The sequence below is a fragment of the Aeromicrobium fastidiosum genome, assembly GCF_017876595.1.
Taxonomy (GTDB): Bacteria; Actinomycetota; Actinomycetes; order Propionibacteriales; family Nocardioidaceae; genus Aeromicrobium; species Aeromicrobium fastidiosum.
Window position 1 is genome coordinate 1,575,676 of record NZ_JAGIOG010000001.1, and the last position, 26,587, is coordinate 1,602,262.

25 protein-coding genes are annotated in these 26,587 nt (G+C 70.6%); 20 read left to right on the forward strand and 5 right to left on the reverse strand.

The window, feature by feature from the left end:
- Positions 1 to 13: 13 nt before the first annotated feature.
- Together JOF40_RS07795 and JOF40_RS07800 are read right to left on the reverse strand one after the other, a co-directional pair.
- Positions 14 to 904, reverse strand: a complete 891-nt coding sequence (locus JOF40_RS07795; RefSeq protein WP_129181667.1) for a diacylglycerol/lipid kinase family protein — start codon at positions 902 to 904, stop codon at positions 14 to 16.
- Positions 905 to 913: 9 nt separating this feature from the next.
- Positions 914 to 1,870 (reverse strand): EamA family transporter, encoded by a 957-nt coding sequence (locus JOF40_RS07800; protein ID WP_129181670.1) that lies wholly within the window; start codon positions 1,868 to 1,870, stop codon positions 914 to 916.
- A gap of 59 nt (positions 1,871 to 1,929) precedes the next feature.
- Between JOF40_RS07800 and JOF40_RS07805 the strand changes: the two genes are divergently transcribed.
- From JOF40_RS07805 to JOF40_RS07870, 14 genes are all read left to right on the forward strand, one after another.
- A complete protein-coding gene (locus JOF40_RS07805) occupies positions 1,930 to 2,463 on the forward strand; it encodes a CGNR zinc finger domain-containing protein (protein WP_129181673.1) in 534 nt (177 codons plus the stop codon).
- Positions 2,464 to 2,554: 91 nt separating this feature from the next.
- Positions 2,555 to 3,838 carry an adenylosuccinate synthase gene (locus JOF40_RS07810; RefSeq protein ID WP_129181676.1) on the forward strand — a complete coding sequence of 428 codons (1,284 nt, stop codon included), beginning with the start codon at positions 2,555 to 2,557 and terminating at the stop codon, positions 3,836 to 3,838.
- A 186-nt stretch (positions 3,839 to 4,024) separates the two neighbouring features.
- The gene (locus JOF40_RS07815; protein WP_129181679.1) at positions 4,025 to 5,194 is read left to right on the forward strand and encodes an Ig-like domain-containing protein; all 1,170 of its coding nucleotides are present in this window, start codon (positions 4,025 to 4,027) and stop codon (positions 5,192 to 5,194) included.
- A gap of 217 nt (positions 5,195 to 5,411) precedes the next feature.
- Entirely contained in the window at positions 5,412 to 6,377 is a 966-nt protein-coding gene (locus JOF40_RS07820; protein ID WP_129181682.1) for a hypothetical protein, read from the forward strand.
- Positions 6,378 to 6,489: 112 nt separating this feature from the next.
- The gene (purD, locus tag JOF40_RS07825; RefSeq protein WP_129181684.1) at positions 6,490 to 7,761 is read left to right on the forward strand and encodes a phosphoribosylamine--glycine ligase; all 1,272 of its coding nucleotides are present in this window, start codon (positions 6,490 to 6,492) and stop codon (positions 7,759 to 7,761) included.
- The gene (gene purB, locus JOF40_RS07830) at positions 7,758 to 9,179 is read left to right on the forward strand and encodes an adenylosuccinate lyase (protein WP_129181687.1); all 1,422 of its coding nucleotides are present in this window, start codon (positions 7,758 to 7,760) and stop codon (positions 9,177 to 9,179) included. The genes purD and purB overlap by 4 nt, the downstream gene beginning before the upstream one ends.
- A 42-nt stretch (positions 9,180 to 9,221) precedes the next feature.
- Entirely contained in the window at positions 9,222 to 9,611 is a 390-nt protein-coding gene (locus tag JOF40_RS07835; protein WP_129181690.1) for a DUF3592 domain-containing protein, read from the forward strand.
- Positions 9,612 to 9,620: 9 nt separating this feature from the next.
- Positions 9,621 to 10,487 carry a phosphoribosylaminoimidazolesuccinocarboxamide synthase gene (locus tag JOF40_RS07840; RefSeq protein WP_129181693.1) on the forward strand — a complete coding sequence of 289 codons (867 nt, stop codon included), beginning with the start codon at positions 9,621 to 9,623 and terminating at the stop codon, positions 10,485 to 10,487.
- A 71-nt stretch (positions 10,488 to 10,558) separates the two neighbouring features.
- The gene (locus tag JOF40_RS07845) at positions 10,559 to 12,115 is read left to right on the forward strand and encodes a long-chain-fatty-acid--CoA ligase (protein WP_129181696.1); all 1,557 of its coding nucleotides are present in this window, start codon (positions 10,559 to 10,561) and stop codon (positions 12,113 to 12,115) included.
- A 127-nt stretch (positions 12,116 to 12,242) separates the two neighbouring features.
- Entirely contained in the window at positions 12,243 to 12,494 is a 252-nt protein-coding gene (gene purS, locus JOF40_RS07850) for a phosphoribosylformylglycinamidine synthase subunit PurS (protein ID WP_129181699.1), read from the forward strand.
- Positions 12,491 to 13,165 (forward strand): phosphoribosylformylglycinamidine synthase subunit PurQ, encoded by a 675-nt coding sequence (purQ, locus tag JOF40_RS07855; RefSeq protein ID WP_129181702.1) that lies wholly within the window; start codon positions 12,491 to 12,493, stop codon positions 13,163 to 13,165. The genes purS and purQ overlap by 4 nt, the downstream gene beginning before the upstream one ends.
- A gap of 91 nt (positions 13,166 to 13,256) precedes the next feature.
- Positions 13,257 to 13,475, forward strand: coding sequence for an SCO4848 family membrane protein (locus tag JOF40_RS07860; protein WP_129181705.1), 219 nt, complete (start codon positions 13,257 to 13,259; stop codon positions 13,473 to 13,475).
- A 14-nt stretch (positions 13,476 to 13,489) separates the two neighbouring features.
- Positions 13,490 to 13,768, forward strand: coding sequence for a GNAT family N-acetyltransferase (locus JOF40_RS07865; protein WP_129181708.1), 279 nt, complete (start codon positions 13,490 to 13,492; stop codon positions 13,766 to 13,768).
- Positions 13,769 to 13,939: 171 nt separating this feature from the next.
- Entirely contained in the window at positions 13,940 to 15,364 is a 1,425-nt protein-coding gene (locus JOF40_RS07870) for a DEAD/DEAH box helicase (protein WP_209674451.1), read from the forward strand.
- 74 nt (positions 15,365 to 15,438) lie between these two features.
- Here the strand turns inward: JOF40_RS07870 and JOF40_RS07875 are convergent, their stop codons facing one another.
- Positions 15,439 to 15,867 (reverse strand): hypothetical protein, encoded by a 429-nt coding sequence (locus JOF40_RS07875; RefSeq protein WP_209674453.1) that lies wholly within the window; start codon positions 15,865 to 15,867, stop codon positions 15,439 to 15,441.
- Positions 15,868 to 15,945: 78 nt separating this feature from the next.
- Between JOF40_RS07875 and JOF40_RS07880 the strand changes: the two genes are divergently transcribed.
- The 3 genes from JOF40_RS07880 to JOF40_RS07890 are packed head-to-tail and all read left to right on the forward strand — an operon-like array spanning position 15,946 to position 19,169.
- Positions 15,946 to 17,163, forward strand: a complete 1,218-nt coding sequence (locus JOF40_RS07880) for an Nramp family divalent metal transporter (RefSeq protein ID WP_209674774.1) — start codon at positions 15,946 to 15,948, stop codon at positions 17,161 to 17,163.
- A gap of 46 nt (positions 17,164 to 17,209) precedes the next feature.
- The gene (locus JOF40_RS07885; protein ID WP_129181711.1) at positions 17,210 to 18,301 is read left to right on the forward strand and encodes an alpha/beta fold hydrolase; all 1,092 of its coding nucleotides are present in this window, start codon (positions 17,210 to 17,212) and stop codon (positions 18,299 to 18,301) included.
- 7 nt (positions 18,302 to 18,308) lie between these two features.
- Complete coding sequence (locus tag JOF40_RS07890) at positions 18,309 to 19,169, forward strand: Fpg/Nei family DNA glycosylase (RefSeq protein WP_129181713.1); 861 nt, start codon at positions 18,309 to 18,311, stop codon at positions 19,167 to 19,169.
- Positions 19,170 to 19,273: 104 nt separating this feature from the next.
- On the opposite strand, the gene JOF40_RS07895 is transcribed toward JOF40_RS07890, so the two are convergent.
- Positions 19,274 to 20,101 carry an EamA family transporter gene (locus JOF40_RS07895; protein WP_129181716.1) on the reverse strand — a complete coding sequence of 276 codons (828 nt, stop codon included), beginning with the start codon at positions 20,099 to 20,101 and terminating at the stop codon, positions 19,274 to 19,276.
- 58 nt (positions 20,102 to 20,159) lie between these two features.
- Here JOF40_RS07895 and JOF40_RS07900 point away from each other — a divergent pair, with 58 nt between their 5' ends.
- Positions 20,160 to 20,792 carry a hypothetical protein gene (locus tag JOF40_RS07900; RefSeq protein WP_129181719.1) on the forward strand — a complete coding sequence of 211 codons (633 nt, stop codon included), beginning with the start codon at positions 20,160 to 20,162 and terminating at the stop codon, positions 20,790 to 20,792.
- A 30-nt stretch (positions 20,793 to 20,822) separates the two neighbouring features.
- Here JOF40_RS07900 and JOF40_RS07905 read toward each other — a convergent pair whose 3' ends face one another.
- Entirely contained in the window at positions 20,823 to 23,234 is a 2,412-nt protein-coding gene (locus JOF40_RS07905) for a hypothetical protein (protein ID WP_129181722.1), read from the reverse strand.
- A 113-nt stretch (positions 23,235 to 23,347) separates the two neighbouring features.
- Here JOF40_RS07905 and JOF40_RS07910 point away from each other — a divergent pair, with 113 nt between their 5' ends.
- Positions 23,348 to 24,166, forward strand: a complete 819-nt coding sequence (locus tag JOF40_RS07910; RefSeq protein WP_129181726.1) for an ABC transporter — start codon at positions 23,348 to 23,350, stop codon at positions 24,164 to 24,166.
- 135 nt (positions 24,167 to 24,301) lie between these two features.
- A complete protein-coding gene (gene purL, locus JOF40_RS07915) occupies positions 24,302 to 26,587 on the forward strand; it encodes a phosphoribosylformylglycinamidine synthase subunit PurL (protein ID WP_129181729.1) in 2,286 nt (761 codons plus the stop codon).

Below are 26,587 nucleotides of genomic sequence, written 5' to 3' on the forward strand. Positions count from 1 at the left end.
CGGTCGAGACGGGCTACGGCACGTACATCGTCATGGCCGCCGGCTCGATGCGCCACGAGTAGCGGGGGGACGCCTCGGTGAGCTCGCCGTCGCTGGTGCAGCGCAGGGCGTCGCCGCGCACGTCGATCTCGGTGCCGCGCAGGTAGACCACGTCGTCGCGCCGGTGGTGCTCGCCGCGGCGGACGCTGAAGGCGTAGGCGATGCGCCGGCGCGGCGACTCGGTGTACGACACCGACACGTCGATCAGCCCGTCGGACGGATCGGCGCGCGGCAGCAACGGAGCGCCGCCCCCGACGTACCGCCCGTTGCCGATCGCCACCTGGATCACGGGCTCCTTGCGGGTCAGGGTCTTGCCGTCGACCGTGATGCGCAGCCGCGCACCCGGTGTGGTGAGTCCCTTGAGGCCGGTCAGCGCCGCGCCGACGGCGTAGCCGACAGGGCCGAGCGCCTTCTTCCACGGGCGGGCGGCCGCGGCGGCCTCGGCGCCGATGCCGATGTGCGCGGCGTTGACGACGACGGTGTCGCGTCCGTCGACCACCACGTCGATCGCCCGGGTGCGTCCGGCCACGACGATGCGGGCGGCCTCGACGTGTCCGTCGGGCAGCCCGAGGGTCGCCGCGAAGTCGTTGCCGGTGCCGAGCGGCACGAGCCCGACGACGACCTCACCCAGCCGACCGGCGTCGCGCATGGCCTGGACGACGGCGTGCAGGCTGCCGTCGCCACCGAGCACCACGACACCGTCGACGTCCGGGTGCTGCGCGAGCGCCTCGGCGAGGTCGTCGGGGCTGGACGTGCGGACGAGCTCGACGTCGGCTCCCTCACCCAGGGCGGCGACGACCTCGTCGACGGCAGCGTCGTCCGAGGTGCCGGCGTCGGCATTGGCGATGGCGATCAGTGACGTCACTCCCGCACCCTACGGGGCGGTGCCCGGTGGCGCAGCCGCGTCGACCCGCGGCTCTCCGAGCTTGACCCCGACGACGCCGAGCAGGATCAGCGCGCCGCCCAGCAGCTGCACGGGCCGGGGTGTCTCCGACAGCAGCAGCCAGGCGAAGACGACCCCGAACACGGCCTCGCTCAGACCCACGAACGATCCGAGCCGCGATCCGAGCCGGCGGCTGCCCGCGATGCTCAGGACGTAGGCGAGCCCTGCGGTTACGACACCCAGCAGGAGCAGCGGCAGCCACCAGGCGACGGTCGTGCCGGCCAGCGCGACGTCGCTCGTCGACGCGTCCATCGGGATGACGCCCACGATGCCCGCGGCGAGCAGCGCCAGGCCACCGAACGTCATGCCGCCGGCCGCGAGCGCGATGCCCGGCAGGCCGTTGCCCTCGTCGGCCGACAGGATCCAGTAGACCGCTGCGCAGGCCATGGCACCGAACGCCCACAGCAGGCCGACAGCGTCGGCAGTGGCCCCCGACGTCAGGTCGAGCACCAGCACGAGCCCCCCGATCGCGAGCGTCGCTCCGATCGCGGTGATCCGCGACGGACGCTGTCCGTGCCGCCACCACATCCAGCCGAGCACCGCGACGGGGCACGTGAACTCGATCAGCAGCGCGACGCCGACCTGCATGTGGTCGACCGCGTTGAAGTAGGCCAGCTGGCAGCCGGCGACCGCGATGAGTCCGTACGCGGCGACGAGCCCGAGGTTGCCGCGGGCTCGCACGAGGTGCCACCGGCCACGCATCGTGACGGCCGCGGGCACGGCGAGCACGACGGCGGCGATCAGCACCCTGACCGTGACGGCGGCACCTGCGGTCCACCCCGCGTCGATGAGCCCCTTGGCCAGCGGGCCCGACATCGCGAAGGACGCCGCGCCGGCTGTCGCCAGCGCGATCCCGGACGTCGTGCGGGACGTTCCGGAGCGCGACATGTCATGAGTCAATGTGGCCATGACATGTGACATTAAAGCGGCCGCGGTAAGGTGTCAACATGGTCTTTGCTCATGACACCGAGCTGGCGCTGGTCGCCGCGGTCGCCCTGGTCAACTCCGCCCAGCAGCCCGACACCCTCGAGACGACCGGTCAGCTCGAGGCGTTCTACGACGAGCAGGGATACACCGGACGCCTCACGGGCGACCAGACCGAGCTCGACGAGCTGCGCGAGCTCCGCCCCGGACTGCGCCGGCTGCTCACCAGCAGCCGCGACGACGCCGTCGCGACCGTCAACACGATGCTGCGCGAGGCGGGAGCGCTGCCCCAGCTCGTGCGCCACGGCGACATGGACTGGCACCTGCACGCCGTCGAGGGCGACCGGCCGTTCGCGACCCGCATCGTCGTCGAGACCGCGATGGCCATGATCGACGTCATCCGCGCCGACGAGATGTCGCGACTCGGGGTCTGCGCCGACGACGACTGCGGTGGACTCGTGCTCGACCTGTCGCGCAACCGCTCGCGCCGCTTCTGCAGCACGGCGTGCGGCAATCGCGCCGCCGTCGCCGCCTACCGTGCCCGCCAAGGCTCGTAGACGGGACGCATCGCCCCGATCTCCGATAGGGTGAACCGGTAAGAGCCCCGCGAGAACGGGGCTTGTCGCATGTGTGAGGGTGGTGCATCCCATGCCCGCAGTCGTCATCGTCGGAGCCCAGTGGGGCGACGAAGGCAAGGGCAAGGCCACGGACATCCTGGGTAGTCGCGTCGACTACGTGGTGAAGTTCAACGGTGGCAACAACGCAGGCCACACGGTGGTGATCGGCGACCAGAAGTACGCCCTCCACCTGCTGCCGAGCGGCATCCTGAGCCCCGGGTGCGTCCCGGTCATCGGCAACGGCGTCGTGGTCGACCTCAAGGTGCTGTTCGAGGAGATCGAGGGTCTCGAGCAGCGCGGCATCGACACCTCCAAGCTCGTCATCAGCGCCAACGCGCACGTCATCGCCGACTACAACCGGACGATGGACAAGGTCGCCGAGCGCTTCCTGGGCAGCCGCAAGATCGGCACGACCGGCCGCGGCATCGGCCCGACCTACGCCGACAAGATGAACCGGCTCGGCATCCGCGTGCAGGACCTCTTCGACGAGAAGATCCTGCGCCAGAAGGTCGAGGGTGCGCTCGAGCTCAAGAACCAGATCCTCAGCAAGATCTACAACCGTCGTGCGGTCGAGGTCGACGAGATCGTCGAGGAGCTGCTCTCGTACGTCGACCGGCTCCGCCCGATGATGGCCGACACCCCCCTGCTGCTGCACGACGCGCTGCGCGACGGCAAGACGGTCCTGCTCGAGGCCGGCCAGGCCACGCTGCTCGACGTCGACCACGGCACCTACCCGTTCGTCACGTCGTCGTCGGCGACGACGGGTGGTGCGTGCACCGGATCGGGCATCGCGCCCACCGAGATCACCCGCGTCATCGGTATCGTCAAGGCCTACGCGACCCGCGTCGGCGAGGGCCCGTTCCCGACCGAGCTGTTCGACGACGACGGCGAGCGCCTGCGCAAGAACGGTGCCGAGTTCGGCACGACGACCGGACGTCCGCGACGCTGCGGCTGGTACGACGCCCCGATCGCCCGGTACGCCGCGCGCATCAACGGCGTCACCGACTTCGTGCTGACCAAGCTCGACGTGCTGACCGGCTGGGACGAGATCCCGGTGTGCGTCGCGTACGACGTCGACGGTGAGCGGGTCGACGAGATGCCGATGACGCAGACGGGCTTCCACCACGCCAAGCCGATCTACGAGATGTTCCCCGGCTGGCACGAGGACATCTCGGGTGCCCGCACGTTCGACGACCTGCCGCAGGCGGCCCAGGACTACGTCCTGGCGCTCGAGGCCATCTCGGGCGCGCGCATCTCGACGATCGGCGTCGGGCCCGACCGAGAGCAGTCGATCGAGCGGCACCCGCTGCTCTGAGCGCTGCTCCGAACCCCCCCTGTCGGTCCCGCGAAGTGGGACGGATGGGGCGTGTGGGGTTTGGCACTCTTGGACTGATGTGTTGAACTGGGGTCAGGCTGTCTCGCGTCAGTGTCGAGGCGGCATGCCGATCCGCGGCAATCCCCGGGGGGTCCGGGGGGACTGATTGCAAGGGATGCACACGACATGACTCAACTCATCACGCGACGCCGGGCAGGTGCTGGTGTCGCCACCGGCGCGCTCATCGCCTCCGCGCTCCTGTTCGCTCCGTCGGCCCAGGCCGCCACGACCACCGACGTCCGCGAGACGCAGATCGCCGCGACCGGCGAGCCGTTCTCGGCGGGCTACCACCACGAGGGTGCCGGCACCTACAAGGTCGTCAACGACGGTCTCGAGCTGACCGGCGAGTCGGCCTTCGTGCGCGGCTACACCAACAACACGTCGGATGGCCTCGGCACCACCAACGGCAACGCCGATCTCGACAAGCTCGGTGCCACCAGCGTCGTCTCGACGGGTACCCCGGTCGTCAAGGTGGCCGTGTACAGCGACAACATCACCGGCGAGAGCGACAACAAGCTCACGACGCTGACGCAGGCCGCCGAAGGCACCTGGACGACCAGCGCCAAGATCGGCACCGACAGCAACGCCATCGACGCCGGTGCCACCAAGCCGACCGCCGACATCGTGACGGCCCTCAAGCCCAACTACCGGGTCAAGGGCTTCGGCGTGTTCAACACGACCGGCACCGCGACGGTCAAGTCGCTCACGTTCGACGACGTCACGTACCAGTTCAAGAACAACGCGCCGACCGTCGCCGACCGTTCCGTCTCGACCAAGATCAACACCCCGGTCGCGATCTCGCTCGCAGCCACGGACGTCGATGGCAACGAGCTGTCCTACGCGATCGACTCCGTCGTCGGCGGTGCCGTCACCGGCAGTGGTGCTGCGCAGACCTTCATCCCTGCCAAGAACTTCAAGGGCAGCGCCTCGGTCAAGTACACCGTCACCGACGGTCGCGGCGGTTCGGCCTCGGCCACCGTCACGGTCAAGGTCGACAAGTCCAAGGGTCGCGTCGAGATCTACCGCATCCACCCGACGCGTCCCTCGGTGCGCAGCACGGTCTACATCTACGCGTCGATCCAGGTCGACGGCCAGAAGGCCAAGCCCGGCACGACGATCTACGCCTACGCCAAGGGCAAGAAGGTCGTCACGGCCAAGGTCAACAGCACCGGCAAGGTCAAGCTGAAGCTGCCCAACAAGCTGCCCAAGGGCAACGCGACCCTCAAGGTCACGCAGGTCGGTTCGGCCACGCTCAACGGCGACAGTGACTCGATCAAGGTCAAGGTCCGCGGCTAGCACCTGGCACCACCCCGCACGAACGATCGAAGGCCCCGTCCGCCCCGGACGGGGCCTTCGGCGTGCTCGACCCGAACGAAGATTGCCTGGCATGTCCCCTCATTCGACAGGCTTGCGCCCCAAAGTTGTCACACTGTCTTGAATTCATGGTTCAGTGGAGGATCAACCCCGGGGGGAGCTCGGGGAGTCCGTCAGCTCAACTGCGAGGAATCCACACATGACCCAGACAGCCACGCGCTCGCGCGTCGGAGCAACCATCGGCATGGGCGCGCTCGTCGCGTCCGCCCTCATGTTCGCGCCTGCCGCGAGCGCTGCGACCGTCGTCAACGTCGTCAACGCCGACGTCCTGCCGACAGAGACCACCGCCAACTACACGAGCTGGCACCAGGGTCAGCCCGACGCGCCGACTCGCGCCAAGGTCACGGCCAACGGCCTCGAGCTCTCGGGTGGCAAGTCGCAGGTCATCAAGGGCTACGCCGACAACAACGAGACGATCACCCCCGGCAAGCCGAACTTCAACATCGAGCAGGAGATCGCCGGTTCGCGGTTCACCGCAACGGCCGGTCAGGCAACTCTCCAGATCCCCCTGCGCAGCAGCAACGTCGACGCAACCGGCAACTTCACGACGATCTACAGCCTTGCTGACCAGGGCAGCCGGGTGAAGACGTCCGATCTCTTCATCTCGACGAGGACGATCGATGACGGCACCGGTGCCGCCATCGTCGCCAACCAGAGGTACCCGCTGACCACCATCCTCGCCGAGCTCGGTGACTACAAGGTCATCGGCTTCGGCGTCCAGGCCGAGGTCAACGCCACGATCACCGACATCACGTGGCAGGGCACGACCTACAAGTTCAAGGACCCGATCGACAAGGCCGCCTCGAAGGTCGACATCTACCGCGTCCACCCCAAGTCGGGCAAGATCACGACCAAGAACACCGTGAGCTTCTACGCGACGGTCTCGATCGGTGGCCAGAAGGCCCCGGCCGGCACCCCGGTCGTCGGCTACGCCAAGGGCAAGAAGGTCGCCAACGGCAAGGTCAACAGCCTGGGCAAGGTCAAGCTCGTCATCAAGGGCAAGCTGCCCAAGGGTTCGGCGACGCTGAAGGCCGAGTACGCCGGTTCGCCGACGATCGCCGCGTCGACCGACTCGGTCAAGGTCAAGGTCATCAAGAAGAAGTAGCACCGCACCGGCACAGCCGCTGTGCCTGAACGCGCCGCGAGGGCCCCATCCACGACGGATGGGGCCCTCGTCGCGTCCGGGGCCCCGAGGCGGACGACTAGAGTGGCCTCCCGTGAAGACCCTCGTCATCGGCACCGGCGGCCGCGAGCACGCCCTGGCCCTCGCCCTGTCCCGCGATCCGCAGGTCACCGAGGTGCACGCCGCCCCGGGCAACCCCGGCATCGCCGACGTGGCCTCGCTGCACCCCGTCGACCCGCTCGACGGTGACGCCGTCGCGGCCCTCGCGACGTCGCTGGGTGTCGACCTGGTCGTCGTCGGGCCGGAGGCGCCGCTCGTCGCGGGCGTCGCCGATGCTGTCCGGGCGGCCGGCATCGCGTGCTTCGGCCCGTCGAAGGAGGCCGCGCAGATCGAGGGTTCCAAGGCCTTCGCCAAGCAGGTCATGGCCGCGGCCGAGGTGCCGACGGCGCTGGCGCACGTGTGCGAGACCCCCGAGCAGGTCGTGGACGCGCTCGACGCCTTCGGCCCCCCGTACGTCGTCAAGGACGACGCCCTCGCCGCCGGCAAGGGAGTGGTCGTGACGGACGACCGCCAGGCCGCGATCGACCACGCAGCGGCGTGCGACCGGGTCGTCATCGAGGAGTTCCTCGACGGCCCCGAGGTCTCGCTGTTCGCGATCACCGACGGAGAGACGGTGCTGCCGCTGCAGCCCGCGCAGGACTTCAAGCGCGCCCGTGACGGCGACGAGGGCCCCAATACCGGCGGCATGGGCGCCTACACGCCGCTGCCGTGGGCACCGGACGACCTCGTGGCCGAGGTGAGCCGCCGTGTCCTGGTGCCGACGGTGCAGGAGATGGCACGCCGCGGGACGCCCTTCCAGGGTCTGCTCTACGCCGGCCTCGCACTGACCAGCCGCGGCGTGCGGGTCATCGAGTTCAACGCGCGCTTCGGCGATCCCGAGACCCAGTCGATCCTCGCGATGCTCAAGACCCCGCTGTCGGCGCTGCTGCACGGTGCGGCGACCGGCACCCTCGGCGAGGTCGGGCTCCCGCAGTGGGAACGCGCCTCGTCGGTCACGGTCGTCGTCGCGTCCGAGGACTACCCCGAGTCGCCCGTCACCGGAGACGTCATCGAGGGCGTGTCCGAGGCCAATGCCCTCGACGGGGTCGACGTCATCCATGCCGGCACCGCACTCGTCGACGGCCGGCTCGTCACCGCCGGAGGCCGCGTGCTGTCGGTCACCGCGATCGGCATCGACCTCACCGAGGCCCGCGAACGCGCCTACGCGGGCGTCGACCGCATCACGATCCGCGGTGCCCATCACCGCTCCGACATCGCCCTCACCGCGGCGCAGGACGCCCAGAACAACGACAGGACCGCACTGTGACCACCCCCAACGTCCTCGCCAGCCGCTACGCCTCCCCCGAGATCGCGCGCATCTGGTCGCCCGAGCACAAGATCGTCCTGGAGCGTCGCCTCTGGATCGCGGTCCTCCGGGCGCAGAAGGACCTCGGCGTCGAGACGCCCGACGGCGTCATCGAGGCCTACGAGTCAGTCGTCGACCACGTCGACCTCGTCTCGATCGCCGACCGCGAGAAGATCACCCGCCACGACGTCAAGGCCCGCATCGAGGAGTTCGCGGCGCTGGCCGGCACCGAGCACATCCACAAGGGCATGACGTCGCGCGACCTCACCGAGAACGTCGAGCAGCTGCAGATCAGGGCCTCCCTCGAGGTCATGCGCGACCGCGGTGTCGCGACCCTGGCCCGTCTGGGCCGGCTCGCCACGGAGCATGCCGAGCTCGTCATGGCCGGCCGCAGCCACAACGTCGCGGCGCAGGCCACGACGCTCGGCAAGCGGTTCGCGACGATCGCCGACGAGCTGCTGTACGCCCTCTCGCGCCTCGACGACCTCATCGCCCGCTACCCGCTGCGGGGCATCAAGGGTCCCGTCGGCACGGCGCAGGACCAGCTCGACCTGCTGGGCGGCGACGAGGAGAAGCTGATCGAGCTGGAGCAGCGCGTCGCGCGTCACCTCGGCTTCGACACGGTGCTGACCAGCGTCGGCCAGGTGTATCCCCGCTCGCTCGACTACGACGTCGTGACGGCCCTCGCGCAGCTGTCGGCGGCACCGTCCAACCTCGCCACGACGATCCGGCTGATGGCCGGCAACGAGATCGTGACGGAGGGCTTCAAGCCCGGCCAGGTCGGCTCCAGCGCGATGCCGCACAAGATGAACACCCGCTCGTGCGAGCGCGTCAACGGTCTCGCGGTCATCCTGCGCGGCTACGTGTCGATGGTCGGCGAGCTGGCCGGAGACCAGTGGAACGAGGGCGACGTGTCGTGCTCGGTCGTCCGACGCGTCGCGCTGCCCGATGCCTTCTACGCCGCCGACGGCCTGTTCGAGACGTTCCTGACGGTCCTCGACGAGTTCGGCACGTTCCCGGCCGTCATCCAGCGCGAGCTCGACCGCTACCTGCCGTTCCTGGCGACGACCAAGGTGCTGATGGCTGCGGTGCGTCAGGGCAAGGGGCGCGAGACGGCCTACGACGCGGTCAAGCAGCACGCCGTCGCCGTGGCGCTGGAGATGCGCGAGAAGGGTGCCGCCGAGAACGACCTCTTCGCGCGCCTCGCCGCCGACGAGCGCCTGGGTCTGACGCAGGACGACCTCGCGAGCCTTGTGGCGTCGCCGATCGAGTTCACGGGCGCGGCCGTCAGCCAGGTCCGCTCGGTCGTCGCCCGCATCGAGCAGCTCGTCGCCGAGCAGCCCGAGGCGGCGGCCTACACGCCGGGCTCGATCCTCTAGCGCCGCCCGGCGCGGACGTCGTGCCGGGCCTAGGCTCGGGACGTGTCCGTGACCCTGCTCCCGTTCTCGATGGTGCTGGTCGGCGGATGGCTCGTGTGGTGGGGCCTGCGGCGGCGTCGATCGCTGGGCCAGGTCCCCACCGACTGGCGCCGGGTCGCCGGCACCGTGATCGACGTGGGTGACGGCGTCGCCGTCCCGCCGCGCATCGAGTACCGGACGCCCGACGGTCGCCGGCTCCGTGTGCCGGGCCCGCTGGCCACGCCGTTCGCGGTGGGCGACGAGGTGTCGGTGCTGATCGACCCGGCCGACAGCAAGCGGGCCCGGCTCGACCTGACCGAGCAGGAAGCCGTCCGGCTGGTCACGCTGCTGCTCGTGACGGGCACCGTCCTGGCCGTCGGCGGCGCGATCATGGGCGTCTTCCTGCTGCTCTAGGCTGAGCCCGTGCCACTCGACATCCCCGGAGCCACCCACCTGCACTCGGGCAAGGTCCGCGACCTCTACGAGCTCCCCGACGGCCACCTGCTGATGGTCGCGTCCGACCGCATCTCGGCCTTCGACTTCATCCTCACGCCGGGCATCCCCGACAAGGGCGAGATCCTGACGCGGATGTCGCTGTGGTGGTTCGACCAGCTGGCCGACCTGGTGCCCAACCACGTCGTCTCCACGACGGTGCCCGAGCGCGTCCGTGGCCGGTCGCTCGTCGTCGAGAAGCTCGACATGTTCCCCGTCGAGTGCGTCGCCCGCGGCTACCTCACCGGCTCGGGCCTGCTCGACTACCAGGCCACGGGCGAGGTGTGCGGCGTCCCGCTGCCGGCCGGACTGGTCGACGGCGACCGGCTGCCCGAGCCGATCTTCACCCCCGCCACCAAGGCCGATCTCGGCGAGCACGACGAGAACGTGTCGTTCGAGCAGGTCGTCCGGACGATCGGCGCGGAGTCCGCCGAGGCGCTGCGGGACCTGACGCTGAGCATCTACTCGCGCGCCGAGCAGGTCGCCCGTGAGCGAGGCATCATCCTGGCCGACACCAAGCTCGAGTTCGGTGCCCGCGCCGACGGCACGATCGTCCTGGCCGACGAGGTGCTGACCCCCGACTCGTCCCGCTTCTGGCCGGCCGACGCCTACGCGCCCGGGCGCCCCACGCCGCCGTCGTACGACAAGCAGTTCGTGCGCAACTGGCTGCTCTCCGCAGAGAGCGGATGGGACCGTGCCGGCGACACACAGCCGCCAGCGCTGCCTGCCGAGATCGTCGCCAGCACGCGCGAGCGCTACGTCCAGGCCTACGAGCGGCTCACCGGCGAGACCTTCTGACGTTCGCCGGGCCGTCCGATGTGACTCACCAGTAGGCTGACGGAGACCGTCGTCACACCTGAGGAGCGAACGTGGCCAATCTTGCCGCCCTGCTGGAGAATTCCGTCGAGAAGTACGCCGATCGCACGGCGATCGTGTTCGGCGACACGCGCCTGACGTACGCGCAGGTCGACGGGGCGGCCAACCAGGTCGCCAACCTGCTGGTCTCCCGAGGCATCCAGCCCGGTGACAAGGTGGCGCTGTCGTGCCCGAACCTGCCCTACTTCACGATCGTCTACTACGGCATCCTCAAGGCCGGTGGCACCGTCGTGCCGCTCAACGTCCTGCTCAAGCCGCGCGAGGTGGCCTACCACCTGGCCGATTCGGACGCCAAGGCGTACTTCGCGTTCGAGGGCACGCCCGATCTGCCGATCGGCGAGAACGCATGGGAGGGCTTCGAGGCCACCGACACGTGCAGCGAGTTCTTCCTGATCCGCATGGACGCCAAGTGGCCCGCCCCGATCAGCCCGCCGGAGTACTTCGCGCCGCTGGTGGCCGAGCAGCCGACGACGTTCACGACGGTCGAGGTCGACGACGACGACACCGCGGTGATCCTCTACACGTCCGGCACGACGGGCCAGCCCAAGGGTGCCGAGCTGCGGCACCGCAACATGCGCGACAACGCGCTGGCCGGTGCCGACCTGTTCGGCGCCGACGCCGACAACCCCGACACGTACCTGTGCGTGTTGCCGCTGTTCCACTCGTTCGGGCAGACGTGCATCCAGAACGGCGCCTTCGCGTTCGGCGGTACGGTCGTGATGCTGCCGCGGTTCGAGGCCAAGGCCGCGCTCGACCTGATGATCGCCAACGAGGTGAGCTACTTCGCGGGCGTCCCCACGATGTACTGGGGCCTGCTCGCGGCGCTGGACGACAGTGTCGACGTCACGACGCTCGCTGCGAACCTGCGCGTCGCGGCCGCAGGCGGCTCGGCGCTGCCCGGTGAGATCCACAAGCAGTTCAAGGACCGCTTCGGCGTGACGATCCTCGAGGGGTACGGCCTGTCCGAGACGTCGCCGGTCGCCTCGTTCAGCGTCTACGGGCAGGAGCCGCGCGTGGGCTCGATCGGCAAGCCGATCCCGGGCGTCGAGATGAAGCTCATCAACGACGACTGGAGCGACATCGAGGCCGGCCCCGACGCGGTCGGCGAGATCGCGATCAAGGGCCACAACGTCATGAAGGGCTACTACGACCGCCCCGAAGCGACTGCTGAGGCGATCCGCGACGGCTGGTTCCGCTCGGGCGACCTGGCCAAGAAGGACGACGACGGTTTCTACTACATCGTCGACCGCAGCAAGGACATGATCATCCGCGGCGGCTACAACGTCTACCCGCGCGAGATCGAGGAGGTGCTGATGACGCACCCGGCGGTCTCGCTGGTCGCGGTCATCGGCGTGCCGAACGACCAGCACGGCGAGGAGATCAAGGCCGTCGTGGTCAAGAACAAGGACCATGACGACGTCACCGAGGCCGACCTCGTGGCCTGGGGCAAGGAGCAGTTCGCCGCCTACAAGTACCCCCGCATGATCCAGTTCATGGACGAGCTGCCCATGACGTCGACCGGCAAGATCCTCAAGCGCGAGCTCTCCTGACGCTGACGGGTCACTTCCCGCCCGCTGACGGGTCACTTCCCGTCCCGGGCAAGCGGCGGTAAGTGGCCCCTCGAGGGGCCGGAAGGGACCCGTCACCGAGGGGTGTGGGGTCCAGTAGGATTCAGGCATGCCCCGAGTGATCGTCGACGTCATGCCCAAGCCGGAGATTCTCGACCCGCAGGGCAAGGCCGTCCACGGCGCGCTGCCGCGGCTCGGCTTCGACGCCGTCACCGACGTCCGTCAGGGCAAGCGCTTCGAGCTGCAGGTCGACGTCGCCGACGAGGCCACCCTCGCCGAGGTGCACCAGCTGGCCGAGACCCTGCTGTCCAACCCCGTCATCGAGGACTATGCCGTGCGGGTGGACGGGGCCGACGCGTGAAGGTCGGCGTCGTCACGTTCCCGGGCTCGCTCGACGACGTCGACGCACGACGTGCCGTCCGCCTCGCGGGAGGTGAGCCGGTCGCGCTGTGGCACGGCGACCACGACCTGCAGGGCGTCGACGCGATCATCCTGCCGGGCGGCTTCTCGTACGGCGACTACCTGCGGTGCGGCGCGATCGCCCGCTTCGCGCCCGTCATGACCGAGGTCGTCGCGGCCGCCAAGGCCGGCATGCCGGTGCTGGGCATCTGCAACGGCTTCCAGATCCTGTGCGAGTCGCACCTGCTGCCGGGCGCGCTGATCCGCAACGACCACCGCACGTTCATCTGCCGCGACCAGGAGCTGCGGGTCGAGAACGCGTCCACCGCGTGGACGTCCGACTACGCCGCCGGCCAGCAGATCACGATCCCCCTCAAGAACGGCGAGGGCGGCTTCGTCGCCGACGACGCCACGCTCGACCGCATCGAGGGGGAGGGCCAGGTCGTCTTCCGCTACGTCGGCGTCAACCCCAACGGCTCGCTGCGCGACATCGCCGGCATCACCAACGAGCGCGGCAACGTCGTGGGTCTCATGCCGCACCCCGAGCACGCCGTCGAGGACCTCACGGGCCCCGGCACCGACGGGCTCGGCTTCTTCACTTCGGCCGTCAGCTCGCTGCTCGCGAAGGCCTGACCGCCGCCGTCGGCCGGTGCATCAGCGTCCACCGCGGTGCCCTGCTTGGACGCGGGCGCACCGCTGCGCGAGAAGCTGAAAGGATGGGGACATGGATCTTCCCGTTGCCGTGTCCGTCCTGCTGATCGTCGCCGGAGTCTGGAACTTCGTCGTCTGGCCCCAGTTCCTGCGTCGCGTGCTCAAGGACCCGCGGGCCCGCGACGAGGCCGGCAAGGCCACGACGTTCCTGACGGTGCACCTCGTGCTCGTCGCGGTCTCGCTGACCCTCGGCCTGGCCACAGGCATCGTGGGAATCGCCGCCCTGCTCTGAGCGTTGCACCCGTCATGACCAACTCCGTTTCCCACAACGTCGACAAGCAGCGCTACGAGATCCACGTCGACGGCGCGTTCGCCGGCCTCACCCAGGCCCTCGAGGACGGCGAGGTCGTGACCATGCCGCACACCAAGATCTTCGACGAGTTCGAGGGCCAGGGCCTCGCGACCCAGCTCGTGACCGGCGCGCTCGACGACATCCGCGCCCGGGGCAAGAAGATCGTCGCGGAGTGCCCCTACGTCGCGCAGTTCGTGGTCAAGCACCCCGAGTACGCCGACCTGCTGGCCTGAGTCGTCTCGCCTGAGTCCCGGGTCACAGGGCGACGAATCGTCCCGTCGCGGCCCCGGATGCTAGTATGTGAACACGTGAACGCGCACTTCTGCGCTGTTCCGGCCCGACGAAGTAGCGCGAATCCGCGTGAAATGGTTTAGCGGGCATCGTCCCGAACGTCTGTGAGTTCCTTGAATCAGCCTGACGGCAGCACTGCGCTGCCTACTTTCTCCACCCTGTCCCTTCCCCAGTCGATCGTCACGACGCTTGCGCGTCAGGACATCGTCAACCCGAGTCCCGTCCAGATGGCCGTCATCCCCGACGCGCTGGCCGGCAAGAACGTCCTCGGCCGCGCACGCACCGGCTCCGGCAAGACCCTGGCCTTCGGCCTGCCGGTCCTCGCCCGCCTGGCGGGTCGCACGAGCCGTCCCCGCGCCCCCCGCGCGCTGATCCTGCTGCCCACGCGCGAGCTGGCCACGCAGGTTCGCGCCGCGATGGAGCCGCTCGCCCAGAAGATGGGCCTGCGTCTCACGACGGTCTACGGCGGCGTGCCGATCAACAAGCAGATCAACACGCTCAAGAACGGCGTCGACGTCGTCATCGCGACCCCCGGTCGTCTGACCGATCTGCTCGATCGTCGCTGCATGACGCTCGACGACATCGAGATCACGGTGCTCGACGAGGCCGACCACCTGTGCGACCTCGGCTTCTACAAGCCGATCGACGCGATCCTCACCAAGACGCCCGAGCGCAGCCAGCGCCTGCTGCTGTCGGCGACGCTCGACGGCGACGTCAACAAGCTCGTCAAGCGCCACCTGCCGCAGCACGTGCTGCACGAGGTCGACTCCGGCGAGAGCACGGTCGAGACGATGGAGCACCACGTGCTCGTCAGCGCCGCGACCGAGAAGTCGAAGGCCGCGTTCGACCTGCTGCGCGCCAACCCGCGCAGCATCGTGTTCACCCGCACGCGTCGCGGTGCGATGCGTCTGGCCAAGCAGCTGACGCAGAACGGCATCGAGGCCGTCGACATGCACGGTGACCTCTCGCAGCGTCACCGTGAGCGCAACCTCGAGGCGTTCAGCAGCGGTCGCGCCAGCGTCATCGTCGCGACGGACGTCGCCGCGCGCGGCATCCACGTCGACGGCATCGGCCTGGTCGTGCACTACGACGCCCCCGCCGAGCACAAGGCCTACCAGCACCGCTCGGGCCGCACGGCCCGCGCCGGCGAGTCGGGAGCCGTCGTCACGATGACGACGCCCGAGGCGCTGCGCGACGTCATCCAGCTGCAGAACAAGGCCGGCGTCACGGCGCGTCACCACGACGCGCGCACGGCACCGTCGCCCATGACGGTCGACGCCCTGTCGGGTGCCGGCACCGAGGCACCGCACGCGTCGAGCGTCCGTCAGGGTGCTCGTTCGTCCGGCGGCGGCAACGGCGGCGGCAACCGTGGTGGGGGCCGCCCCTCCGGCGGCTTCCGCGGCAACGGTGGCGGACGCCCGCAAGGCGGCGGCAGCGGCGGCAACCGCGGCGGTGGCGGCGGACGTCGTCGCACCGGCGGAAGCGGCAGTGGCAACGGCGGCTCCGGCGGATCGCGCACCGTCTACTCGTCCTCGTAGACCCCGCAGACTGCGACGGCGTCATCCCCAGGTCACGCACCTGGGGATGACGCCGTTCGTCGTCCAGCTGTGATCTAGGCGGACGGGGGCGGCGGGGGAGGCGGCAACGCGGACCCGGCCTGCAGCGCTGCGTCCGCGGCGATGACGTCCTTGTGGAACCTGCGGTGGACGTGGAGCGGCTCGCCGAGCGCCCTGCAGGTCCACCACAGGCTGCTGGGCTCGCCCAAGACGATCCCTCGGGGCAGCTCGCCCAGCACCTTCTTCGGCGTGCCCATCGTCCACTTGCCGGCGTCGAGCAGCAGGATGCGCTGGTCGGTCACGAGGGCGATGCGGTATCGGTTCAGGCTCATGAGGACGACGAAGTAGGGGAGGATGCCCACGAGGATCAGGAACACCCACCACCCGTTCATCGTCTGCCCGGGGATCACCGCCTGGACCTTCTCGCCGGGGCGCAGGTACGGGGCTGACTTCTCGACGATCTTGTCGCGAATCTTGATGGCCATGACGGGACGGTACGACAACGTCCTCAGGGCGACGACCTCGGCCCGGTGCCGGCACCGCGATGGTGGATGCTGATGGCCATGCCCATCCGCGACCGTCGACCCCGGCTGGGCCTGCTGGGTCCCGCGTTCATCGCGGCCGTCGCCTACGTCGACCCCGGCAACGTCGCGACCAACGTGACGGCCGGCTCGACGTTCGGCTACACGCTGGTGTGGGTCGTGGTGATGGCCAATGTCATGGCGGTGCTGGTGCAGTACCTGTCGGCCAAGCTCGGGATGGTCACGGGCCGGTCGCTGGCGACGCACGTGGGGGAGCGACTCCCGCGCGGGCCGCGCATCGCCTTCTGGCTGCAGGCCGAGGCGATCGCCGTCGCGACCGACCTGGCCGAGGTGGTCGGCGGCGCCATCGCGCTCAACCTGCTGTTCGACCTCCCGCTCATGGTGGGGGCCGTCATCACCGCCGCCGTCGCGATGGTGATCCTGCGCATCGGCGACCGTCGGGGCCAGAGCGCGCTCGAACGGGTCATCATGGGATTCCTCGTGCTGATCGCGGTCGGGTTCATGGCCGGGCTGTTCATCGACCCGCCGGCCGTCTCGCCGCTGGCGCAGGGCCTGGTGCCGCGGTTCGACGGAGCCGAGAGCGTGCTGCTGGCCTCGGGCATCATCGGTGCCACGGTCATGCCGCACGTCATCTACCTGCACTCCAGCCTGACGACGTCGAGGCTCGGCGCGCGGGGCGAGGGTCGCAGCGTCCGCGAGCTGCTGGCGGCGACGCGCACCGACGTCGTGCTGGCGCTGATCCTGGCCGGCGTGCTCAACCTGTCGCTGCTGGTCGTGGCCGCGACGAGCCTGCAGGGGCTCGAGGGCACCGACACGCTCGAGGGCGTCCACCGCGTCGTGACGTCCGAGCTCGGCGCTGGCGTGGCGCTGCTGTTCGCGGTCGCCCTGCTCGGCTCCGGGCTCGCGTCGACGTCGGTCGGCAGCGCGGCAGGGGCCGAGGTGATGCAGGGGCTGCTGGGCATCCGGCTGCCGGTGCTGCTGCGCCGGGTCGTCACGCTGATCCCCGCGCTGGTGGTGCTGGCCCTGGGTGCCGAGCCGAGCCGGGCGCTGGTCGTCTCGCAGGTCGTCCTGTCGATCGGCATCCCGTTCGCGTTGGTGCCGTTGATGGTCCTGACCGCCAGCCGGGACGTCATGGGCGAGCACGTCAACGCCCGGGGCACGACGGTCGCCGCGTGCGTCGTGGCGGCCATCGTGATCGCGCTGAACGTGTCGCTGCTGTGGCTCACGTTCACGGGCTGACACGGTTCGTTCCGCGCCGGTCGGACCGCTCTGCCAGAATCACGGGGTGGCACCCCCCAAGATCGGGCTCCCCCGCACGCTCGGGTCGGCCCGCACCAACCTGTCCGACAAGCTGCGGCGCAAGCCCATCGCCGACCTGCGCGGCATGCCCCGCGAGGTCGTCGAGGAGCGTGCGTCGTTCACGCTCTACCGCTACCTGCCCGTCGCCGGCATCGAGCCGCAGGGGCGCCCCGTCCTGCTGGTCCCGCCGCTGGCCGCGCCCGCGCTGGCCTTCGACCTGCGGCGTGGGTGCAGTGTCGTGGAGTACCTCGTGCACCAGGGGCGGCCGGTCTACCTGGTCGACTACGGGCCGGTCAACTTCGCGCACCGCGGTCTCGGCATCGAGCACTGGGTCGACAGCGTCGTGCCGGCAGCCGTCGAGATCGTCGCCGCGCAGCCGGGCGTCGACAGGGTGCACGTCATGGGCTGGAGCCTGGGCGGCATCTTCACGGCGTTCACCGCCGCGGCGCACCCCGAGTTGCCGCTCGCGTCGGTCACGGCCGTGGCCAGCCCGTTCGACCTGCGCCAGGTGCCGCTGCTCGCCCTCGCGCGTCCGATCGACCGCATCGCCGGGCCTCTCGTCGGTCCTGCCTACCGGGCGATGGGCGGGGTCCCGGCCCCTCTGACGCGCCTGGGGTTCCAGGTGTCGAGCCTCGACAAGTACCTCACCAAGCCGCTCGCGATGATCGCGCATGCCGACGACCGCGACTTCCTCGCCCAGCTCGAGGGGGTCGACCGCTTCATGGCGTCGATGTACGCCTACCCGGGGCGCACCTTCGGGCAGCTGTACCACGTCGTGATGCGGTCCAACGAGTTCGCGTCCGGCACGATGGAGCTCGCCGGACGCCCCGTCGAGCTGGCGAAGATCGACGTCCCCGTGCTGGTCGTCGCCGGCACGGGCGACACGCTGGCACCCGAAGCGGCGGTGCGCCACCTGCTCGACCTCGTCACGGGGTCGCCCCAGAGCCGGCTCGTGCGGGCACCTGGCGGGCACCTCGGCGTCCTGACCGGACGCGCGGCGCGGCGCACCACGTGGCCGGCGATGGAGGTCTTCTTCCGTCAGCACGACGATGGAGTCCGGGCCGCCGACGGGGGATGATGGACCCATGCCCGAGCTTCCCGAGGTCAACGCACTGGTCGAGCTGCTCGACGAGCGGATGGCCGGTGCCGTCGTCGCATCGGTCGAGCTCGCGTCGTTCGCGGTCCTGAAGACGTTCGACCCGCCCGCGTCGGCCCTGCAGGGTCTCGAGGTGTCGGGGGTGAGCCGCCACGGCAAGTTCATCGACATCGACGTCAGCGGCATCCACGTCATCGTCCACCTGGCCAAGGCCGGCTGGCTGCGGTGGTCCGACAAGCTCCCCGACACCAGGCTCAAGCTGGGGGCCAGCAACATCGCCGCCCGGGTGCGGCTCGATCGGGGGGACGGCCCGACCGTGGGCTTCGACGTGACGGAGGCCGGCACCCGCAAGGGCCTGGCGATGTACATCGTCCGCGACCCGGCCGAGGTGGCCGGCATCGCGGCGCTCGGCCCCGACCCCCTCGCCGACGGGTTCGAGCTGCGTCCGCTGCTGGCACGTCGCATGCAGGTCAAGCGGCTGCTGCGCGACCAGAAGATCATCGCCGGCGTGGGCAACGCGTACAGCGACGAGATCCTCCACGCCGCGAAGCTGTCGCCCTTCGCGATCGCCGAGAGCCTCGACGACGACCAGGTCGAGCGGCTCGAGGCGGCCCTCCAGGACGTCCTGCGCGAGGCGGTCGATGAGGCCCGCGGCAAGCCCGCCGACGAGCTCAAGGACGACAAGCGCACCCGCATGCGCGTGCACGGCCGGGCCGGCGAGACCTGCCCCGTCTGCGGCGACACGGTGCTCGAGGTGACCTACGCCCAGTCGGCGCTGCAGTACTGCCCGACCTGCCAGACCGGGGGCAAGCCGCTCAAGGACCGGACGACGAGCAAGTTCCTGAAGTAGGCCGCGCCGCTTCGCGGCTCCAGCGGTTCGTCCCTCACCGCTGCCGGCTTCGCCGGGGCGGCTGCCCGTCGCTCGCAGAGCTCGCTAGGGCCCATGGTCGGGTATCAACCCGCGGCGACCAGAGCCACTGCGGCTGCTGCGGTCAGCAGCCCTACGGCCTGCCAGCGCAGGATCTTCTCGCGCAGCACGACCGCCGCCAGCACGACGGTGCTCGCGGGGTAGAGCGAGCTGATGACCGACACGACCGACAGCAGGCCGTGCTGCGAGGCGTAGAGGAAGGCGCCCTGGGCCGTCGCACCGAGCGGTCCCATCACGACGGCCGACCAGTCCGCGCGGCTGCGCGGCATCCACGCCTGTCGCAGCACCATCGCGGTCACGACGACGCTCACGATCGACGTCAGCTGTGACATCGCGAGCGGCATGAGCCCGGCGTCGTCGCCGATCTGGCCGAGGAACACGAACAGCAGCCCGAAGCCCACGCCCGCCAGCGTCCCGTCGACGACGCCGCCGCGATGGCCCGGTTCGGCATCGGCAACCCGGGAGATCAGGGCGATCGCGGGAAAGGCCAGCACGATCCCGACCACGACCGTCGTCGACGGACGGTCACCGGTGACGACACCCACGACCACCGGGATCAGGGCCGTCCCGATCGCCGACAACGGCGCGACGACCCCCATCCGCGCGGTCGACAGGCCGCGGTAGAGGAAGGCCGCGCCGAAACCGCCGCCGAGCCCGGCCAGCGCGCCGAACGCCAGGTCGTGCCCGGTCGGGGAGCCGCTCACGACGAGGGCCGCCACGAGGCTCAGCACGCCCGACGATGTCTGTCCCACCACGGCGACCTGCCACGGAGAGACCCGCTTCGAGAAGATGCCGCCCAGGAAGTCCGAGACGCCGTACGCGAGGGCTGACACGAGCGACAGGACGATGGCCACGTGCCCATCGTGCCGTCATGGCCACGGTGCGCACCACGGGGGTCGGTAGCCTGATGGCGTGAGATTCCGTCGTTCCGACCGCCTGGGCGCGCAGGCCAACGCCGCCGTCAGCGACTTCGCCACGCGCGCCGACGGCCGGGCGACCGAGGTCGCCGGTCGGGCCGCCCAGGTCATCGTCCTCGCGGTGCGGGTGCTGCGCGTCCCCACCGCCGTCGTGGCGTCCCTGCCGATCCCGTTCATCGCGGCCACGGTCGTGCTGGGACTGGTCGCCGACGGCTCCGTCGGTGTCGTGGTGCTGGCAGCAGGTGCCGTGCTCGCCGTGGTCGACGGCCTGTTCTGGGCACGTCGTCACCGCATCATCCGGGCGGTCGACGATCCCCAGCGTCTCGCCACCGAGCTGGCCGTCATGCTCTCGATGACGGGCAAGGTCGACGAGGCGCGCGGCATGCTGACGCAGGTGGCCGGTGCCGGCGGCTGGCGCGTGCTGGGACGGCTCCGGGGCATCTGGCGAGGAACGCAGATGCCGGTGCACTGGATCGAGGAGATCGGCGACCTGCCCCGTGCCCGCTACTTCGGGCCCCCGAAGATCGGCACCACGATCACGATCTCGGTCGCGACCCTGTGGCTCGTGCCCGTCTCGGTCGTCGTCGCCCTGTTCGCCGTCGTCGGCACCGTCGCCGGAGCGATCTGAGCAGCGATCAGGGGCTCAGGGAATAGGCGCTCAGGGCAGACGCGGCGCTGAGAGGTCGGCGAGGGCGGACAGCCGGGTGCGGGTCTCGGGCGTGAGGTCGGTCGCCCGTCGGGCCATGTCGAGCACGAACTGAGCGACGCCTGCGGCCATGAGCCGGGCCTCCTTCGCCTCCAGGTCGTCCGCGAGATCCACGATCGACGCGATGTCGTACTCACGGACAGCCCACGCGAACGACTGCCAGACCTTCGGGACGCCCGTCGGGTCGACGAGGTCGTCGACGGCCTCGATCAGACGCTCGACCTGAGGTGGTCCGCCGACCAGCACTCCTGCGGCAGCGGCCTCGATGCGGGTCAGCCGCAACCCGCGGTCGATCGTCTCGTCGATGACGCCGTCGAGGATCTCGAGGGCCTCCTCGGGCTCGGCGAGCGCATCGCGGACCGCGGCCATCGTGATGCGGCGCTCGAGGTCGACCTGGGGCAGGGCCGACGGATGCCGGGCAGCCGTGTCGAGCATCGACATCGCCTCGGAGGCACGGTCGAGGTGGACGAGGCACTCGGCGGCCACGGCCTCGATCCAGCCGCGCAGCATGTGGGGGTCGTGGGTGCCCAGCTCGTCGAGGAACTTCAGGGCGTTGTCGAGGGCGTCGCGCACCTCGCCGTGCTGCATCCGCACGAGGGCCAGCAGCACCGTCTCGAGTCGTCCGCTGCCGCCGGTGCGGAGACCCGCGGCAGAGTAGGCCCGCACGGCGTCCTCGGCCCCCGGCAGGTCGAGCGCGGTCATCAACGCGCGGACGTGCAGCTCGTGGGTCGTGGCCAGGTGGTGCGCGCTCATCGCGTCGCCGGCATCGCTGAGGATCTCGAGCGCGAACGTCGACGCCTGCAGTGCCTGCGCTGGACGAGCCGAGTGGCGCATCGCCGCCGACAGCGTGGCGAATGCCATGGCGCGGTTGCCGGGCGACAGCTGCCCGGAGAACGCCAGGGCCCTCAGCCGGCTGGCGACCTTCTCGCCGGCGGTGACGAACGTCGCGCGCGCCAGGTCGCTCAACGTCCGCACGGCCTCGCGGCGTCGACGGGTGGCGGGATCGTCGGAGTGCAGGGCGCGCTGGGTGAGCCGGTCGCGCTCGTCGTCGTCGAGCAGCGCCACGCCCAGGAGGTAGGAGAACAACTCGTCCTCGCCGAGGTGGGCCGGTTCGATGCCGTCGTACAGCGCGAGGAACTCGTCCGTGCGACCGAGCTCGATGAAAGCGAAGCCACGCTCGACCGGCACGATCGGCGCGTGCTCGACGTTGTTGCCCGGGTCGGAGTACACGAGGGCCCGGCGGTAGCGGCCCTGCAGGTTGGCGCCCCGTGCAGCCCGTGCGGCCAGGTCGACCGGCAGCAGATGGCCGGTCGCGCGCCACCAGTCGGCGGCCCGCGGCGCGACACCGGCCCGGGCCGTCGTCCGTGGGAGAGCGTCGGCGTACCGGTCGAACAGCTCTCCCTGCCGGTCGAGGTCCATGGTGCGCGGAGCCTCGACCGGGAACGTGAAGCCGATCGTGTCGTCGGCCAACGACAGCACGCCCGCCGTCGACGCGATCTCGACGACCCTGGCACCGAACAGGGTGCGCGCCTCGTCGGCATCGAGCTGGCCCAGCAGGGCCGTCACGTCGACCAGGTCGGCGAGGCTTACTCCGCCGTCGGTGGGCGTGGAGTCGGGGCCGTCGGCTGGGGGGACCAGCGTCGCGCCCGGTCCGCCGGCCGGTGAGCCCGGCAGCGGTGGGCCGACGACGAGCATCCCGTCGTCGACCACGATCGTGCCGGCCACGACGCACGCGTCGACCAGGCGGTGCACGAAGCCGTGGGCGCCGCCCGTGCGCTGCAGCACCTGCTCGGTCAGGGACGGATGCGGCTCGGCGCCGAACCGGGTGCGGAGGAGGTCGGCGATCTGCGGGCCGTCGAGGGGTGGCACCTCGACGACAGCACCGCCGGTCGCGAGCAGCCGATCACGTGCTGCCTCCGCCCCGGGTGCGATGGTGGCGACGAGCAGCAGGTGCCCCGAGCCCGCGAGGTCCACGAGCACATCGACGCTCTCGGGATCGGCCAGCTCGGCGTCGACCAGCACCAGCAGCGGCGGCTCGTCGGACTCGTCGATCGTGTCGCGCACGAGCTCAGCGACCACGTCGGCACCGGCCCCTGCCGACGGGCGGAGATCGGTGAACAGCTGCCCGAGCGCGAAGTAGGGGAGGACGTCCTCACCCTGCCGGGCGACGTGCCGCGTGGGGGAGGGGCGTCGGACGAGCCCCGCGACGGCGGCCGCGAGCTCGTCGCGGGCACCCCCTGGGGGCCCGACGGCCACGAGGACGCGCGCGGCCGTCAGGGTGGCGCGGGCGTCGTCGACGAATGCCCCGGAGAAGGCAGGGGGCCATGGGCGGATGTCGAGGTCGACCTCGGAATCGTCCGGCACGGTGCTCCTCTGGCTGTCCCCCGTGGATGGCACCACGATAGGGCCACGAGCGCCGACCGTGCAGGGGGCGCGCGAGCGATGACAGGTGGGAGTGGAGCACCTACGCTGCCTGCATGGATCTTCGCGGGCTCGCCCTCCTTCCGCTCCGCGTCTCCGTGGCCGCGACGCAGGCCACGTTGGGGCTGGGACAGCTGGCCTCGCCGAACGGCCCGATCCTGCGCGAGGGCGGCTACGGGACGCGGCTGGGCCAGATCATCAGCGAGGGCGGCCTGCTCGACCAGATCGGCCGCATCCTCGCCGACGAGCGGGGGCCGATCGGCCTGGCCAACACGCTCGCCGACCTGACGTCCGACGACCGACCCATCGGCAAGGCGCTGGCCCGCGACGGCCTGCTCGACCGCATGGCCGACGAGGACGGACCCTTCGTGCGGCTCCTCGAGGCAGGTGGCCCGCTCGACCGGGCGCTCTCCGAGGACGGACCCCTCTACCGGTTCCTCGCACCCGGCGGTGCGCTCGACAAGCTGCTCGCCGAGGAGGGGGCGCTCGACCGGGTGCTGGCCGACGGCGGTGCGCTCGACAAGCTGCTCGTCCAGGGAGGAGTGCTCGACCGCGTGCTGGCCGACGGCGGCGTCCTCGAGCGGGGCCTGGCCGAGGGAGGGCTCGTCGAGCAGCTCCTGGCCGACGACGGGATGCTCGAGCGGTTGCTGGTGCCGGGCGGCACGCTCGACCAGCTCGTGGCCCTCGGGGCGACGCTCGAGCGGCTGGCACCTCGTCTGGAGGCGCTCGGCGACGCGATCCCCGGGCTCAACTCCGCGGTGGGGGCGCTCAGCGGGGCCGTCGAGCCGCTCAGCTCGCTGGCCGGCCGGCTGCCGGGTGGCCGCCGCCGATCAGCGGTCGATGCGTCCCCGGTGCAGCCCGCCGAGCTCGAGTGACCCCGCCCGTCCGCCGAGTGGCGCGATCTCGCGATTTCGGGACGGCGTGTCGCGCGGATCTGCGCCACTCGGCACCCGGAATGCGCCACTCGCGGCGCTGTCGGGCGACGCCGGGATGCCCGATAGGATCGGGTCGTGACTGACGCCTCCAGCCCCGTCCGCCCCCGCCTCGACACCGTGGCGCACGCCACCGGCACCCCCGACCAGGCGCAGCCCTGGTCCGAGCTGGGGCTCAAGCCCGACGAGTACGCGACGATCCGCGAGATCCTGGGCCGTCGTCCCACGGGTGCCGAGCTGGCGATGTACTCGGTGATGTGGAGCGAGCACTGCTCGTACAAGTCGTCCAAGGTGCACCTCAAGAAGTTCGGCGACCTGCCGCAGGAGACGCCGCTCGGCAAGACCCTCGCCGGCATCGGCGAGAACGCCGGCGTCATCGACATCGGCCAGGGCTACGCCGTCACGTTCAAGGTCGAGTCGCACAACCACCCGTCCTACGTCGAGCCCTACCAGGGCGCTGCCACGGGCGTCGGCGGCATCGTCCGCGACATCCTCGCGATGGGTGCCCGTCCGGTCGCCGTCATGGACCCGCTGCGCTTCGGACCGCTCGACGCGCCCGACACCGCGCGCGTCCTGCCCGGCATCGTGGCGGGCGTCGGCGGCTACGGCAACTGCCTCGGCCTGCCCAACATCGGCGGCGAGGTCGTGTTCGACGAGACGTATGTCGGCAACCCGCTCGTCAACGCCCTGTGCGTCGGCGTGCTGCGTCACGAGGACCTGCACCTGGCGTTCGCGTCGGGCGTCGGCAACAAGGTCGTGCTCTACGGCGCGCGCACCGGCGGCGACGGCATCGGCGGCGTCTCGGTGCTGGCGTCCGAGACCTTCGAGTCAACAGGCCCGTCCAAGCGTCCCGCCGTCCAGGTCGGCGACCCGTTCATGGAGAAGCTGCTGATCGAGTGCACGCTCGAGCTGTTCGCGGCGCAGGTCGTCAACGGCATCCAGGACCTCGGCGGCGCCGGTCTCTCGTGCGCCACGAGCGAGCTGGCCTCGGCGGGCAGCGGCGGCATGCACGTCGAGCTCGACACCGTCCCCCTGCGCGACTCGACGCTCTCGCCCGAGGAGATCCTCATGAGCGAGTCGCAGGAGCGCATGATGGCGGTCGTCGAGCCGCACCACCTCGACGCGTTCATGGCGATCTGCGACAAGTGGGACGTCGAGGCCGTCGTGGTCGGCGAGGTCACCGACGGCGACCACCTCGTGATCGACTGGCACGGCGAGACCGTCGTCGACGTGCCGCCGCGCTCGGTCGCGCACGACGGGCCGACCTACGACCGCCCCTACGCGCGTCCGTCGTGGCAGGACGCCTTGCAGGCCGATCCCGCCGAGGCACTCGCACGGCCTGCGACGGGTGACGAGCTGCGCGACCAGCTGTTCGCGGTCGTGAGCTCGCCCAACATGGCCGACAAGTCGTGGGTCACCGACCAGTACGACCGCTACGTGCAGGGCAACACCGTGCTGGCCCAGCCCGAGGACGCCGGCGTCATCCGCATCGACGACGAGACCAACCTCGGTGTGGCCGTCTCGACCGACTGCAACGGTCGCTTCGCCAAGCTCGACCCCTATGTCGGTGCGCAGCTCGCGCTCGCCGAGTCGTACCGCAACGTCGCCGTCACGGGCGCGCTGCCGCTCGCGGTCACCGACTGCCTCAACTTCGGCTCGCCCGAGAACCCCGACGTCATGTGGCAGTTCGAGCAGGCCACGCACGGCCTCAAGGACGCCTGCGCGGTGCTGGGCATCCCCGTCACGGGCGGCAACGTGTCGTTCTACAACCAGACCGGCGACACCCCGATCCTGCCGACGCCCGTCGTCGGCGTGCTCGGCGTCATCGACGACGTGCGGCAGCGCATCACGCAGGGCTTCTCCGCCGAGGGCAGCCACGTGCTGGTGCTCGGCGAGACCCGTGAAGAGCTGTCGGGATCGACGTGGGCCGATGTCGTCCACGGCCACCTCGGCGGTCAGCCGCCTGTCGTCGACCTCGCCGCGGAGTGCTCGCTCGCCGACCTCATGGTCGAGGCCGCCAAGACCGGTGTCGTCGAGTCGGCGCACGACCTGTCCGACGGCGGGCTCGCGATGGCCCTGGCCGAGGCGTCGTTCCGTCACGGCATCGGCGTCACGGTCGACCTCGACGAGCCCTTCGTCGAGCTGTTCAGCGAGTCGTCGGCCCGCGCGATGGTCGTCGTCGCCGCGGATCGTCACGACGAGTTCGTCGGTCTCGCCGAGAAGCACGGCGTCGAGCTCGCGTCCGTCGGCCGCACTGGCGGCGACACGATCGAGGTCGCCGGTCAGCTGAGCGTCCCGATCGCCGAGCTCAAGGCCGCGTGGCAGGCCACGCTGCCGGCGGTGCTCGGCGCGCACCTGGCCTGA

What these genes read in the sequence shown, in the direction of transcription:
- JOF40_RS07800 (WP_129181670.1), bottom strand. Translation starts at nt 1,870, where the DNA reads ATGTCGCGCTCCGGAACGTCCCGCACGACGTCCGGGATCGCGCTGGCG.
- JOF40_RS07805 (WP_129181673.1), top strand. Translation starts at nt 1,930, where the DNA reads ATGGTCTTTGCTCATGACACCGAGCTGGCGCTGGTCGCCGCGGTCGCC.
- JOF40_RS07810 (WP_129181676.1), top strand. Translation starts at nt 2,555, where the DNA reads ATGCCCGCAGTCGTCATCGTCGGAGCCCAGTGGGGCGACGAAGGCAAG.
- JOF40_RS07815 (WP_129181679.1), top strand. Translation starts at nt 4,025, where the DNA reads ATGACTCAACTCATCACGCGACGCCGGGCAGGTGCTGGTGTCGCCACC.
- JOF40_RS07820 (WP_129181682.1), top strand. Translation starts at nt 5,412, where the DNA reads ATGACCCAGACAGCCACGCGCTCGCGCGTCGGAGCAACCATCGGCATG.
- purS (WP_129181699.1), top strand. Translation starts at nt 12,243, where the DNA reads ATGCCCCGAGTGATCGTCGACGTCATGCCCAAGCCGGAGATTCTCGAC.
- JOF40_RS07860 (WP_129181705.1), top strand. Translation starts at nt 13,257, where the DNA reads ATGGATCTTCCCGTTGCCGTGTCCGTCCTGCTGATCGTCGCCGGAGTC.
- JOF40_RS07865 (WP_129181708.1), top strand. Translation starts at nt 13,490, where the DNA reads ATGACCAACTCCGTTTCCCACAACGTCGACAAGCAGCGCTACGAGATC.
- JOF40_RS07875 (WP_209674453.1), bottom strand. Translation starts at nt 15,867, where the DNA reads ATGGCCATCAAGATTCGCGACAAGATCGTCGAGAAGTCAGCCCCGTAC.
- JOF40_RS07880 (WP_209674774.1), top strand. Translation starts at nt 15,946, where the DNA reads ATGCCCATCCGCGACCGTCGACCCCGGCTGGGCCTGCTGGGTCCCGCG.
- JOF40_RS07890 (WP_129181713.1), top strand. Translation starts at nt 18,309, where the DNA reads ATGCCCGAGCTTCCCGAGGTCAACGCACTGGTCGAGCTGCTCGACGAG.
- JOF40_RS07910 (WP_129181726.1), top strand. Translation starts at nt 23,348, where the DNA reads ATGGATCTTCGCGGGCTCGCCCTCCTTCCGCTCCGCGTCTCCGTGGCC.